The organism is Shewanella sp. HL-SH8, from assembly GCF_051165765.1.
In the GTDB taxonomy this organism is placed as follows: Bacteria; Pseudomonadota; Gammaproteobacteria; order Enterobacterales; family Shewanellaceae; genus Shewanella; species Shewanella glacialimarina.
On record NZ_CP195039.1, the window covers coordinates 1224751 to 1237431 of the forward strand.

General features: G+C 41.5%; 12 protein-coding genes. 4 read left to right on the plus strand and 8 right to left on the minus strand.

Translation table 11 applies throughout. From position 1 onward, the window contains the following. Together nqrE and nqrF are read left to right on the plus strand one after the other, a co-directional pair. Positions 1 to 609 carry an NADH:ubiquinone reductase (Na(+)-transporting) subunit E gene (gene nqrE, locus ACRWQN_RS05480; RefSeq protein WP_434940045.1) on the plus strand — a complete coding sequence of 203 codons (609 nt, stop codon included), beginning with the start codon at positions 1 to 3 and terminating at the stop codon, positions 607 to 609. Positions 610 to 674: 65 nt separating this feature from the next. Further along, on the plus strand, positions 675 to 1892 hold the full coding sequence (gene nqrF / locus ACRWQN_RS05485) for an NADH:ubiquinone reductase (Na(+)-transporting) subunit F (RefSeq protein WP_434940046.1): 1218 nt from the start codon (positions 675 to 677) through the stop codon (positions 1890 to 1892). 114 nt (positions 1893 to 2006) lie between these two features. Here the strand turns inward: nqrF and ACRWQN_RS05490 are convergent, their stop codons facing one another. After that, complete coding sequence (locus tag ACRWQN_RS05490; protein WP_188840795.1) at positions 2007 to 2183, minus strand: helix-turn-helix domain-containing protein; 177 nt, start codon at positions 2181 to 2183, stop codon at positions 2007 to 2009. Between the two features lie 155 nt (positions 2184 to 2338). Further along, positions 2339 to 3010 carry a nucleoside-diphosphate sugar epimerase gene (locus ACRWQN_RS05495; protein ID WP_434928358.1) on the minus strand — a complete coding sequence of 224 codons (672 nt, stop codon included), beginning with the start codon at positions 3008 to 3010 and terminating at the stop codon, positions 2339 to 2341. Between the two features lie 163 nt (positions 3011 to 3173). Here ACRWQN_RS05495 and ACRWQN_RS05500 point away from each other — a divergent pair, with 163 nt between their 5' ends. Next, positions 3174 to 3845, plus strand: a complete 672-nt coding sequence (locus ACRWQN_RS05500) for a nitroreductase family protein (protein WP_434928359.1) — start codon at positions 3174 to 3176, stop codon at positions 3843 to 3845. Between the two features lie 26 nt (positions 3846 to 3871). Here ACRWQN_RS05500 and ACRWQN_RS05505 read toward each other — a convergent pair whose 3' ends face one another. The 3 genes from ACRWQN_RS05505 to ACRWQN_RS05515 form a co-directional block, all read right to left on the minus strand. Next, the gene (locus ACRWQN_RS05505) at positions 3872 to 4468 is read right to left on the minus strand and encodes an HAD family hydrolase (protein WP_226410975.1); all 597 of its coding nucleotides are present in this window, start codon (positions 4466 to 4468) and stop codon (positions 3872 to 3874) included. 18 nt (positions 4469 to 4486) lie between these two features. Continuing rightward, positions 4487 to 4969, minus strand: a complete 483-nt coding sequence (locus ACRWQN_RS05510; RefSeq protein WP_434940048.1) for a CIA30 family protein — start codon at positions 4967 to 4969, stop codon at positions 4487 to 4489. Positions 4970 to 5131: 162 nt separating this feature from the next. Continuing rightward, complete coding sequence (locus ACRWQN_RS05515) at positions 5132 to 6502, minus strand: DUF4397 domain-containing protein (RefSeq protein ID WP_434940050.1); 1371 nt, start codon at positions 6500 to 6502, stop codon at positions 5132 to 5134. Between the two features lie 178 nt (positions 6503 to 6680). On the opposite strand from ACRWQN_RS05515, the gene ACRWQN_RS05520 reads away from it, so the two are divergent. Beyond that, positions 6681 to 7832 (plus strand): endonuclease/exonuclease/phosphatase family protein, encoded by a 1152-nt coding sequence (locus ACRWQN_RS05520; protein ID WP_434940052.1) that lies wholly within the window; start codon positions 6681 to 6683, stop codon positions 7830 to 7832. Positions 7833 to 7911: 79 nt separating this feature from the next. On the opposite strand, the gene pepN is transcribed toward ACRWQN_RS05520, so the two are convergent. From pepN to ACRWQN_RS05535, 3 genes are all read right to left on the minus strand, one after another. Continuing rightward, on the minus strand, positions 7912 to 10494 hold the full coding sequence (gene pepN / locus ACRWQN_RS05525; protein WP_434940598.1) for an aminopeptidase N: 2583 nt from the start codon (positions 10492 to 10494) through the stop codon (positions 7912 to 7914). A 164-nt stretch (positions 10495 to 10658) separates the two neighbouring features. Then, on the minus strand, positions 10659 to 11252 hold the full coding sequence (gene lpoB / locus ACRWQN_RS05530) for a penicillin-binding protein activator LpoB (RefSeq protein ID WP_226410971.1): 594 nt from the start codon (positions 11250 to 11252) through the stop codon (positions 10659 to 10661). Positions 11253 to 11279: 27 nt separating this feature from the next. Further along, the gene (locus ACRWQN_RS05535) at positions 11280 to 12671 is read right to left on the minus strand and encodes a COG3014 family protein (RefSeq protein WP_434940053.1); all 1392 of its coding nucleotides are present in this window, start codon (positions 12669 to 12671) and stop codon (positions 11280 to 11282) included. Between the last annotated feature and the right edge of the window lie 10 nt (positions 12672 to 12681).

Genomic DNA, 12681 nt, shown 5'->3' on the forward strand with positions numbered 1-12681 from the left:
ATGGAACATTATATTAATTTATTTATCCAAGCAGCCTTTATCGACAATATGGCGCTGTCATTCTTCTTGGGTATGTGTACGTTTTTAGCGGTATCGAAGAAGGTGTCCACATCATTCGGCCTAGGTATCGCAGTCATTGTGGTAATGATGCTAGCAGTGCCGATTAATCAACTGATTTATGTCAATGTACTGGCCCCTGGCGCGTTAGCCTGGGCGGGAATAGCTGACTTAGATATCAGCTATTTACAGCTCATTACCTTTATTGGTGTGATAGCCGCATTAGTGCAAATTTTAGAAATGTTCTTAGAAAGATACATTCCCACCCTGTATCAAAGCCTAGGGATTTTCTTGCCTTTGCTAACGGTCAACTGTGCCATTTTTGCCGGGGTTATCTTTATGGCTAACCGTGATTACAACTTAACTGAATCAATCGTGTTTGCCGCGGGCAGCTCGGTGGGTTGGGCGGTGGCAATTGTGCTATTAGCTGGGCTGCGTGAGCGGATGAAGTTCAACGCTATTCCTGAAGGTTTGCAAGGTATTGGGATTACCTTTATTACCACAGGTTTGATGGCATTAGGTTTTATGTCTTTCGCTGGCATTACGCTGTAAGGCATTGGGAAGCAGAGTATGAATTCCTCACAGCAGAATGACAGATTAATAAGAAGGTGCATTTAATGGAAATGGCAATTGGTATTGGCATGTTTACCATAGTAGTAAGCCTGTTAGTCATGGTGATTTTAGTCGCCAAAAGTAAGTTAGTGAACACAGGCGCAGTAACCATTAGTATTAATGATGATGCGTCTAAAACCGTGCGCACGCCTGCGGGTGATAAATTACTTGCCGCATTAGCAGGTAATCAGATTTTTATTCCATCAGCATGTGGCGGTGGTGGAACATGTGGCCAATGTCGGGTAAAAGTGAAGTCGGGTGGCGGTGATATTCTGGCCACTGAACTTGACCATATTACTAAAAAAGAAGCCAAAGAAGGCTGTCGTTTAGCCTGCCAAGTTGCTGTGCGCAGTGATATGGAACTTGAGGTCGATGAAGAAATCTTTGGTGTTAAAAAATGGCAATGTGAGGTTATCTCTAACAATAACCAAGCGACCTTTATTAAAGAGCTATTACTTAAAATACCTGACGGCGAGGAAGTCCTATTTAAAGCGGGCGGTTATATTCAAATTGAAGCGCCAGCGCATGAAGTTCGCTATGCCGATTTTGATATTCCTGCCGAATACCGTGATGACTGGGAAAAATACGAATTATTTAAGCTAGTGTCAAAGGTTGATGAAGAGGTATTACGCGCTTATTCAATGGCGAATTACCCCGATGAGAAAGGTCGTATAATGCTCAATGTGCGTATTGCTACGCCACCGCCGGAAGGTTTACCACCGGGTAAAATGTCATCGTATATTTTTAATTTAAAAGCCGGTGACAAGGTGATTATTTCTGGCCCATTTGGTGAGTTCTTCGTTAAAGAAACCGATGCTGAAATGGTATTTGTCGGTGGCGGTGCGGGTATGGCGCCAATGCGATCGCATATTTTTAATCAATTAAAACGGGTTAAAACCGATCGTAAAATGACTTTTTGGTACGGCGCTCGCTCTAAACGTGAAATTTTCTACCAGGAAGATTTTGATATGCTAGCGGCTGAAAATGATAATTTTGAATGGCATGTGGCGTTATCTGATCCACTACCTGCGGATAATTGGACCGGTTACACTGGCTTTATTCATAATGTGTTATTTGAAAATTATCTTAAAAATCACAAAGCACCGGAAGATTGTGAGTTCTATATGTGCGGCCCGCCAATTATGAACTCTTCTGTCATTGGTATGCTTGAAAGTTTAGGGGTTGAAGCTGAAAATATTTTACTGGATGACTTTGGTGATTAAGTTAACTCAGTTTAGATAACAAAAAGGGAAAGCATTGCTTTCCCTTTTTTAGTGATTGGTTATCTCTTTGCCTGATATTTAGCGTGATAGTGAGTCTAACCGTTAGGGTAAAAACTAGCCTAGGCGTTTTGAGAAGTCTAAATAACGCATCACTTCTCCCTCTGGAAACGTCAGTTCATCACCATCTTGATGACTCGATAACAAATTCTCTCTGGCATAGCGCTTAATCGTGGCTGGGCTTTTATCTAAAATTTTACAGACTTCTTCAAGGGTGAGTAATTTATCGCTCATTGCTATCTCCAAAGTTATTGAGTGTTCATGTTTTACTTTATATTTTTTGCTTTCGTAACAGTATAGACAATCTTGAGTAAATTATTCGTTTTCACTGTTTATTATGTACAGCTTCAATTTATTATAGATAGCTTCAATATTCATCATAGCCAGCCTTAATGGTGATTATGCATAGCATAGTTATCAATAATGCTAACCGATTTAGAGGCCTGTTGTGCTGAATCGAACATGGCCTGTGCAACCTGTAGTCCATCGATAGGTTTGTACTTTTTAAGTGATCCGATAAACAGAAAACCGGTTAATCTGAAAAACCACTGACCAAGTTGTTCTAATGTACGACTGTCTGCTCGTTCGCCAATGAGTAAACTAGGTTGAAAAATTTGTACATGTGGCAACTGTAATTGACATAACTCCTGTTCCATTTCACCTTTGACACGATTATAGAACACACTAGAGTGAAGATTTGCCCCTAAGGCGCTGATGACCTGAAGTACTAACCTTGAGTGTGATTGGCGCTTAAGTAGTTTAGCAAAAGCCAATACACCTAATTTATCCACTTCAATAAACGCCTGTTGGCTTCCCGCCTGTTTAATCGTGGTGCCTAAACAGCAAAAACCATGATCGATAGGTTCAGGTAAACTCAGTTCATGCAACTCATCTAATTCGCAGGCGATATAGTGTAGCTTTTCTTCACCAAAATGGTGCGCGGTTATGTGCGGTTGTGAACGCCCTAAAACATATACTTTTTGATATTTATCGCTATCTAATAACAACTCTAGTAAAGACTTTCCGACCAGTCCGGTTGCACCTATGATGGCTGCTATCATTATGTTACATCCTTATAAAAATCATTACAGCACTGTATCCAGCTAATGGATGAGTTGCAATACATGGATTGCTGTGACAATAACAATTTTCTTTTTAGGTGAGTATTGATGTGGCATAGTATTTTTTAATAACGCGATTTTTATCATTACTCAAGGAACGACAATGTCAGACGAGCATTTGCCACTGAGCGACTTTATAGAATATCCGCAGGATGAGATGCTTCATCGGGCTCAAGCAAATTATGGTGAGGTTAAGCGTAGACATTCTATTCGAAAGTTTTCAAACCGTGCGGTGCCCCAAGCAATCATTGAACAATGTATTTTAGCCGCAGGCACAGCGCCTAACGGCGCTAATCATCAGCCTTGGCATTTTGTAGCAATTCAAAGCCCCGATATAAAAGCGCAAATTCGCCAGCAGGCAGAAGCACTAGAGCAAGCCTTTTATGCTGGTCGCGCAGGTGAGGAATGGTTAGATGCATTAAAGCCTTTGGGGACCAATGCCAACAAGCCTTACTTAGAGCATGCGCCTTGGTTAATTGCTATTTTTAGCCAAAAACGTAAGCAAGAAGAAAATGAGCAAAAGAGTAATTACTATGTGCATGAATCTGTAGGTATTGCGACAGGTTTTTTAATTCAAGCGTTACATCATGCAGGGCTTGGTACATTAACCCACACGCCTAAGCCGATGAGTTTTCTCTCTAAAATATGCGGTCGCGATAATGATAATGAACGACCTTACATGTTAATTGTTGCTGGTTATCCTGCGGAAGATGCGACAGTGCCGACCCATGCTTTAGATAAAAAATCGTTAGCTGAAATATGTGATTTTATCTAATTAATTATGGATAGATTGCGCGCCTGTTAAGGCGCTTTCTTTAAGCTATATTGTTTGATGATGGTTAATAGCTCATCGAGACTTTGAACGATAATATCGGATAAATGTTGATAATGTGTCTCAATACCGTGATTAATAAAGCAGGCAATCATACCGGCATTATTGGCGGCCTGGATATCATACAAATAATCACCGACATACATAATATGTTTGGGCTCGATTTGCCATTGTGTCGCAATAGCGATAAGTGCATCAGGTGCGGGTTTGGCGGGATAGCATTCGCGAGTCAGTACTGTTCCAATATTAATCTTGTTTTGGGTGAGCTTTAGTTCACTCGCCGCCTTGCTATTGCGGGTGACAATGGCACAGGGGATCTGTTGCCGTTCGATAAAACTAAGCAGTACAGCCATGCCAGCCAAAGCTTTAGCGCTCTGGGCATCCTGGTTTTCATGTTCAATAATGATCTGGTTAGCCTTGTCTTGCAGATCTTTACAGCCCAGTGACTCCACATGTTTTAATACATCGATATCATCAGGGCAGCCGATTTGTTGTCGAATAAGGCTGAAATCTAAGCTAGATTCTACAAGGGTACCGTCGAGATCAAAGATAATGCCTTGGATCATTTGCTGCATGCTCCTAATTTACTGAAATGAAATTGAGTGTAAAGAGATATCAAATTGGCCTTGCTGTTTGTCCGCAATTAAAATGCCGACTTTTTCAACCTTTGCCAAGTTTAATGCGGAACCATTGTGAACTGTTCGTCCTCTAAAGCCAATTCTAAAGTCATCGACCTTAAAAACATGCTCACTTATTTGATCTTTCTGGGTAGTAAATTCGGCAATATACGCTTCACCATATTGTAAGTCAGCCGTTTTAAAGCGCACTTGATAACGCTTACCATCACCTTTAACAATTAACTTACACACGCTTGCCTGTTCAAGTTCCGTTAATAAGACGAACTCAACTGAAGCAAATCCGCCGTTATTGTCTAATGAGACTAAGCCGGAAAAATCAACGGACTGTTTCGACTTACTCACATGGCTAGATGATAACCCACCCATTACAGTGTCATTGTTAATGTTAATAGACTTAATATGATGGCTATCGGCAAATTGTAATTCCACCTTAGTTTTCCCTATGGCTAATTGACTTGCAAAACATCCTAGTACGAATATCAATATAGTTAATAACTTGAACATTGAATATGCCCCATTATAAAAAAAACGGCTTATCCGGGTTAAAGATAAGCCGTAAAGGGTTTACGGAGATTAAATGGGTATAACAAATTACATTACGGTGAAGTCATCTAAAAGGATCACTCCAAATGGTGCACCGCCACCAATATTATCAACTGCGGCAACGCCATAAACACCAGAGGCATCTAATGTTACTTCTAATGGACCAATAGCAACATCTTTAGTATTAGCTACAGTGACACTAATAGTGTAAGTACCTGGAACAACACTGATGCTGCCTGATGATGCTTTAAATGGAACATCTTCTAGGGCTGGAGTCGCTTCACTAATGTCTGCCGATGCGGTCAGGTAAATATCGACCTCAGGTGCAGAATAGGCTGCGTGGGTTACTGTGAGTTTAGCTTCAGTTGCCACTCGACGTGTTGAGTCCATTAATACCAATGGTTCAATAGCGTTGTTGGTTAACGAGCCAATCGCTAAAGTGCTATAGCTCATGCCTAAGGCTAAATCTACAGCTGCATTATCTATTACCACTACAGCGTTATCAGCATCAGCGGCAACTGTTACTGTATGCGCGCCTTCGGGTACATTCAAGTAACCCGCTATCTCACCAAACGCTAACATATCAACAGCGGGTGTTGTTGTGCCATCTAAAAATACATCAACGGCAGGTGCATCCGCTACAGCATGTACGACACGCAGATCTGCACCACTGTTAACATCATTAAGTATTGCTTGGCCTTCAGTTAACGCAACATGCAATGCAACAGGAGATGAACCTGACCAGGTATTTGGGATCGCGCTGATAAAGTAATCTTGCATATCGCCTAAGGCAACTGTGCCTGAGTCATATGCGACATCTTTCATGCCAGCCGCTGTGATTCTAATTTGATAGTCACCTGCTGCTACTTCAAGCTGTGGGCTGGCGTCCATGTAATTAGCTGATAGCGTTGGCGATACATTGCTAATATCTGCATCAGGAGCTGTTATATAAACATCAACTAAACCTACAGAAGGTGTAGCATGAAGCACCTGCACCCGAGCATAACCAGTGGCAATATCGGCCATTGGGTTTTGAATAAGTTTTACTGCGAGGCTGCCATCAGCAACTTTGCCTAATGCAACTGCTGTGTATTCGATCATATCTGCTGCAACTAATTCTGCTTCTAATACTGTTGTTGTCGTGCCGTCAGCAAGAATTGCGTCAACATCAATGTTATAGGTAGCAGAGGTCACTTCAAGTAAACCACTGGACATAGCGTAGTCGACACCTGCAAGTAACTCAGCACCATTTGCAGTGACATTAACCTTAGGTGCGTCGCTACCGGCATGGATTACACGCACATGTGATGTGGCAACTGGCTCTGGTGGTGTGACTTCGACGACGTCGTTATCATCATCAGAACAAGCTGTTAGTCCAACAAGTGACACGCACAACGCAAAGGGATAAATCCGTTTCATTTTGTAATTCCTCATAGGGTTAGATGACGAATTTTCTATACGGGGTGATTTTTTTATTGGTTCACAAAAAAATAACAATTAAGGCGATTTAATTTGCTTTATTTATTTAAGTGTATGATTTTTAATTTAATATTATATATGTTTTTTTAAGTTATTGAGACATTCAGGGTTTACGCCTATGATGTTTGTCATTATGGAACTAAAGAACTCAACTAATTTGTTATCTTCCCCTGCTGCCTTAATTCAATATAGTGTCGCATCGATAAATCTATTTAACTTTATTGCGCCACCTAATGCCTACTATGATTTTGAAAATATTTACTCCACTGAGCAATGGCGTAAAAAATGCGCCTGGATCAGTGATTTTATTCAACAAAACCAACCAGACATTATTGGTTTTCAAGAGGTTTTTAGCCCCGATGCTTTAAAAGCTTTATGCCAGCAATTAGGCTATGACTACTTTGCAGTATTAGATGAGCCAGAAGTGCAAAGTGACTATGTTTATCGTCATCCGGTAGTGGCATTAGCATCACGTTATCCAATTACTGAGATGGCCAATGTTGAGGCTGATCAGGCAGCTTGTCAGGCATTAGGCCTGTCACAATTTAATTTTAGCCGCTTGCCATTGCGTGCCACGGTAGAGTTGCCGCAGTTTGGCCCCTGTGATTGTTATGTGATCCATTTAAAATCTAAGCGAAGTGGCTTTGATAAGGATGACCTAGCTGATAGCGGTGCTTCGGGCGCCGCCGATTTTATATCAAGACAAGTGTTAGGGCGTTGGGCGTCAAGTATTCAGCGTGGTAATGAAGCGACATTTCTGTGCCATCAGATGTTGATCCGCAAACATCAAAAACACACTCCTTTTGTGTTGATGGGGGATTTTAACGATAAATTACACAGTGATTTACTTGCCGCATTTCATCAAAATTTACGCGTGTATCGTAATGATATTGACGATAAAAAACTTGCCGGTTTGAGCGAGCAACAATTACTTGCTGAGCTGAATCAATTTCGAATTTACGACAGTTATGAATTATTTAAAGCGACGACTAAATCAAATACTAGCTTAGCGTTAGATGAATTTGAATCAGTAAAAGATACTGATATTCAGCTGCCGATATCACGCCCAGCAACTCACTATTACGGCAGTGAAGGCTCAGTTTTAGATTATATTTTGGTGTCGAGTGAGTTTGATCCTAAACAATTGAAAAATTTAGCCCACATTGAGCAATACCAAACATTTGATCGTCATTTAGTGCGACCGGATTATGAACGCGACAGCGACAGTACAGATCATGCGCCAGTAATGATGACCTTTAGCTTACGTTAGTGGCTTAGTACAATATGAAAATGGCCAGCAAAATTGCTGGCCATTTTCATTGATAAGCTTTGTTATTATCAAACTTGGGTTACTGAGGTTTGACTAATTGCTTAATATTGATGCAACGATACTCATTTTGACGGGTCTCTAATAAGGCGCGGCGGGTCAGTTTTGATAAGCCTGTTTCAGTATTAAGCACTTGATCTATCATAGTAATGTTATCAATTGAGCAGGCACGTGGAATTAACGCCTGAGTATAACTGCGCATAAATACCGGGCCTTTTTTATCTAACTCAATTAAGTTGGCTAATCGCTGCTCTGCTGTGGCGGCACTGAGTAGGTTTTGCTCGGCAGGATACAAGTTAAACATGGCTACCCGCAGTTTAGAAAACGGCATGGCTTGGCTATGTTCAATGGTATTTAACCATTGGCGCTTAAGGTGTGCTTGAGGGCGAATAACCTCAGCAGCAAGGGCGGCCTTTTCACCTGAATCAGATGTGTCGGTCATTTTTTCACGTTGGAGTAATGCATAGGCGTTACCGTAATCAAAGCGATTAAGTTGTCTAATGATATCCCAACGTAAATCTTGATCTAACACCAATCCTTTTACTTTAGTGGTACCGGTTAACAGTTGCTGTAAGTGCTTTAACGGATCTGACTGGGTTGATAAGCTAACGTATGCGGAGAACCAACGACGTTGGAAGTCACTATTTTTATGATGCTCCATTGTCATGCGTAAGCTCATCTGACTGAGTGCTCGGCTGACTTTATCCGCATACTGTTTATTGGCGGGAGCCATTAAATCGAGCATTTCTTTGGCGCGCAGTAAGTTACTGATCACTTGACCTAAAATGGTATAATCTTGCTCAAGTGGCGCATTAATTAATGCTACATTAATGAAATCATTTAACGGGGCCTGACCATCTAAAACACTGTCCCACATGCTTTGCCATAACATTGAACGCAATAGAGGATCGTGCACTTTATTGAGTGCTTGTTTGGCAGTATTCATCGAGCGTTGGTCTAAATCAACTTTTACAAAGCCCCAGTCATCTAGGTTTGGATAGACTAAATCAGGACAATATGCGCCTACTAATTCGCTGACGTCAGTGCGTGCACCTTTGTAGGTGACTACAGCGGTTTGATGTTCTTCAACGCCATGTTGGCGTTGATAAAATAAGCCAATTTTAACTTTTTGTTCGCGTAATGTTGGAAACTCATCGCTTACGGCGCGCTGAACCAGTTGGAAGTCGCTAATCATGCCGTTGGCACAGGTGTATTCAGCTTTAATACTGTTAACGCCTGCTTTGTATAACCATTCTTGAGTCCACTGACTTAGATCACGGTTACTGGCTTTAGCTAAGCTACCGATAAAGTCATCTAGTTGGGCATTTTGATAACTGAATTCGGTAAGGTACTGCTTAACCCCTTGGCGGAAGGTTTCTTTACCGAGTAAATGACTTAATTGATTTAACGTTGATGCGCCTTTTTGGTAGGTAATCGCATCGATATTATCAAAGGCATTTTGAGTTGTGGCAACAGGCACTTCAATCGGGTGGGTGGTAACCAGTGAATCTAACTCATAAGCACGTTGCTTGCCTGATGCATAAAAGGTGCGCCAAGCGTGGGTAAATTCAGTCGCTTCAGCTGTGGCAAGTGTGCCCATAAAGGCCGCAAAACTTTCATTTAACCATAATCCATTCCACCATTTCATGGTGACTAAATCACCAAACCATTGGTGTGCCATTTCATGCATGATAACGCCTGCGAGGCGCTCTTTTTGCGAGGCGGTCATTTTAGCGTTAAATAAGAATCTATCTTCTGAAAAGGTTATCGCAGCGGCATTTTCCATGGCGCCATATAAAAAGTCAGGCACTAGGACTTGGTCGTACTTTTTGAACGGGTAAGGGATGCCGAAATAACGATCAAAAAAGTATAACCCTTGTTTGGTATAGGTAAACCAGTCTTGTGGAGTGACTTGCTCAGTGACCGACTGACGAGAGAATAATCGCATCGGGTATGGGCCTGTATCATCTTGCCATACATGATATGGGCCAGCATGTAGTGAAAAGTTATATGGGCTTAACTTAGGTGATGCGGGAAATACCCATACATTATCATTACCTTGTGCGCTAATGCTGCTTTCGCGCATTGCACTTATCACTTGCCAATCTTTAGGGGCATGAACGTTAAGCTGGAAACTGGCTTTTAAATCGGGTTGGTCAAATACGGCGAACATCTGCTGGGCTGCAGCCGGTTCAAAATGCGAGTACAAATAGACTTTGCCATCTACCGGGTCAACAAAGCGATGTAACCCCTCACCATTAGTGCTGTGTTCGCGAGTAAACTCAATGGCAATAGTATTTTGTCCTGATTGCAGCAGCGACGGGCTTAAAGTGATATAGCTGCCATTGTATTTAGGGTAGATTTTTGAACCATTAACTATCATAGAGATGATATTCGCTTGGTTTAAATCTAAGGTCAGGTTTTTTGCTGTGCCATTTAATTCGAAATTAACAGTGGATATGGCGCGAAATTGACTTTGTTCACTTAGGAAAAAGGTCAGCTGATAGTCAACATTGCTGATCACCCGAGCGCGTTCACTGGCTTGATACTCACTAATAAAAGGCGTGCCGTCCCGAAGACTGGCGGTTGTTGACGATGTATTCATACAGCCGGTTATTGCCGTGGCTGATACACAAATACCGAGTAGTTTTACTATAAAGGCGTGTCGCAATTTCACTTAATGGTTTTCCTAACGTTGCACAGCAAAAGTTGTTGCAGATATAAGAAAGCCGACATGAATGTCGGCTTTAATAATATATAAATTAAATTTTACATACCTAAGAAAGACTTAGACTTAGTTTTACGAATTTCTTTTTCATCAGACCATTCAATTAAACCTGTTTCCAAGTCCATTAAACGCATGGTCATTTTGTAGTACACATCTTTGGTGCTGCCATCTTGCTTAACTATGCTAGATAAGTTGCCATAAAGCATAAATTGCGCACCAATTTGGCGACCAAACTTAATCGCTGTAGTTGGGTCAACCATACCCGCATTGTTTTGATAATCGAGCTGTTTGCGAACGGCATCTACCTTGGTCATGTCAATAAAACGAAACTTACCAGAGCGAAGTAACTTGTTACTGATGGTGTCGGTAACTGACTCAGTATCGATATGTTCAGAGGTTTTGTTTTTAATTTTGTCGACAAAAATAATTGGACGGTTATTTTGAGTCATCACCACAACCGGTGGGAAGGTCATCATGCTATCAACCATTTTAGCCGCAATAGCTTGTAAATCAGTAGAGCCGAAGTTTTCGTTAACGGTTTCGACTTCTGTAGCGTCGCCATATTCCACTTTGGATTGACAAGCGGCTAGCCCCAACACTGCGGCAAGAACAAATATTAGTTTCATTGGTTTCATAATCAATTCCATAAGTTGGTGGTGCAATTACAGGATTATCGAATAAAAACGGGTACGATTACCAGTATCTATAACCCAAATTAATGTAGTTTTATCTGATTTAATCTCAATTTTAGTCTTTTGTGTATTATCTAGGCTAATTTCATATTCGCCTGGGTCAACATATTGCCGAGCAATTTGCGCGTGATTAGGTAGGGTTAACCAGCTTCTGCGATCAGCTTGTTCTGTAATAACATTAAAAATTTGCATTGCAATCACGCCAGCATCAATTTGGTCGTTACGGCGCTTACTTTCACTGCGTACGCTTTGTGCCATTTCAGCTTTAGCATAAACCCTTAACGCCTGTCTCACCAATGCTGCTGGCAAGTCTTCTTTTAACGCATTAATTGCCAGCGCGTCGATATTGGCTATGGTTTCAGCTTTAAGGGCGCTGCCAAGCCCCTGAATAGAGACCGGCGCGCTATTATTCATCGCAGGTTGATATGTCGCCAGTGACACGGTTTGCCAGTTACCATCGATGGTAAAGGGGACTGTCAGACTTTGCTTTTCAGGCACAAAACCACGCTCAATTAAAAACACCACTTGGCCTTGTTTTGGGGTGGCTAAAACTGCATCGCCCCAACGCCGTGAAAAGTCGTCATATTGTGGCATCGAAAGTTGCTTAGCCAGCCTAACTAAATCCTGTTGTAAGTATTTATTATTAGGTGATATTTGAGCGGCTTTACGGTAATCAATATAGGCGTCGTTGGACTCACCGAGTAATTCGTAAAGCAAACCTGTGGTGTAATAACTGTATGCATTTAAAAATGAGCTGGTTACTGTTCCGGCTGATTGGCCTAACTTGTTTACTTCAGCGTCTATTGTGCCGTTTGCCATCGCCTGGACTGATTTTTGTGACTTTTGGTAGCGAGCTTGCTCACTGCTTTGCAATTCATTACTGCGTCTTAATTCTACCATTGCGCCCTGTGAATCACCTGAAAACAGGTAGTTTAAGGCTTGGTACTGGTGCAGCATAATCCGCTCATAGCCAGGGCCGCGATAGGGAATAGCATTATCGTTTAATAATAAACTACTGGCTTTGGAGCCCATGTCAGTGACGCTGATTTTAGCTTTATCATCAAAGGCTTTATAAGCTTCCATCGCTTGTTGGTAATAGTGTTTACTTTGTTCAAAACTGCCATTGATTTGCGCTAAACGTCCAGATTCCTGTGCATATAGTAAGCCGTCATTAGAGTCGATTTCATTAGCAATATCATCAAGGTCAAGTGATGGGCTAGGGCTGTTGATTTGTTGTTTGTAAGGGATTATTTGTGATGGATAATTAATGAATATACTGTTGAACGCACAGCCTGATAGAGTCAAACACATCAAGATACTGATAATGGTTGAACGTGGTATCAAGAAAGCATTCAGTTTCATTCATTATCCT

What these genes read in the sequence shown, in the direction of transcription:
- nqrE (WP_434940045.1), top strand. Translation starts at nt 1, where the DNA reads ATGGAACATTATATTAATTTATTTATCCAAGCAGCCTTTATCGACAAT.
- nqrF (WP_434940046.1), top strand. Translation starts at nt 675, where the DNA reads ATGGAAATGGCAATTGGTATTGGCATGTTTACCATAGTAGTAAGCCTG.
- ACRWQN_RS05490 (WP_188840795.1), bottom strand. Translation starts at nt 2,183, where the DNA reads ATGAGCGATAAATTACTCACCCTTGAAGAAGTCTGTAAAATTTTAGAT.
- ACRWQN_RS05495 (WP_434928358.1), bottom strand. Translation starts at nt 3,010, where the DNA reads ATGATAGCAGCCATCATAGGTGCAACCGGACTGGTCGGAAAGTCTTTA.
- ACRWQN_RS05500 (WP_434928359.1), top strand. Translation starts at nt 3,174, where the DNA reads ATGTCAGACGAGCATTTGCCACTGAGCGACTTTATAGAATATCCGCAG.
- ACRWQN_RS05505 (WP_226410975.1), bottom strand. Translation starts at nt 4,468, where the DNA reads ATGATCCAAGGCATTATCTTTGATCTCGACGGTACCCTTGTAGAATCT.
- ACRWQN_RS05515 (WP_434940050.1), bottom strand. Translation starts at nt 6,502, where the DNA reads ATGAAACGGATTTATCCCTTTGCGTTGTGCGTGTCACTTGTTGGACTA.
- ACRWQN_RS05520 (WP_434940052.1), top strand. Translation starts at nt 6,681, where the DNA reads ATGATGTTTGTCATTATGGAACTAAAGAACTCAACTAATTTGTTATCT.
- pepN (WP_434940598.1), bottom strand. Translation starts at nt 10,494, where the DNA reads ATGAATACATCGTCAACAACCGCCAGTCTTCGGGACGGCACGCCTTTT.
- lpoB (WP_226410971.1), bottom strand. Translation starts at nt 11,252, where the DNA reads ATGAAACCAATGAAACTAATATTTGTTCTTGCCGCAGTGTTGGGGCTA.
- ACRWQN_RS05535 (WP_434940053.1), bottom strand. Translation starts at nt 12,671, where the DNA reads ATGAAACTGAATGCTTTCTTGATACCACGTTCAACCATTATCAGTATC.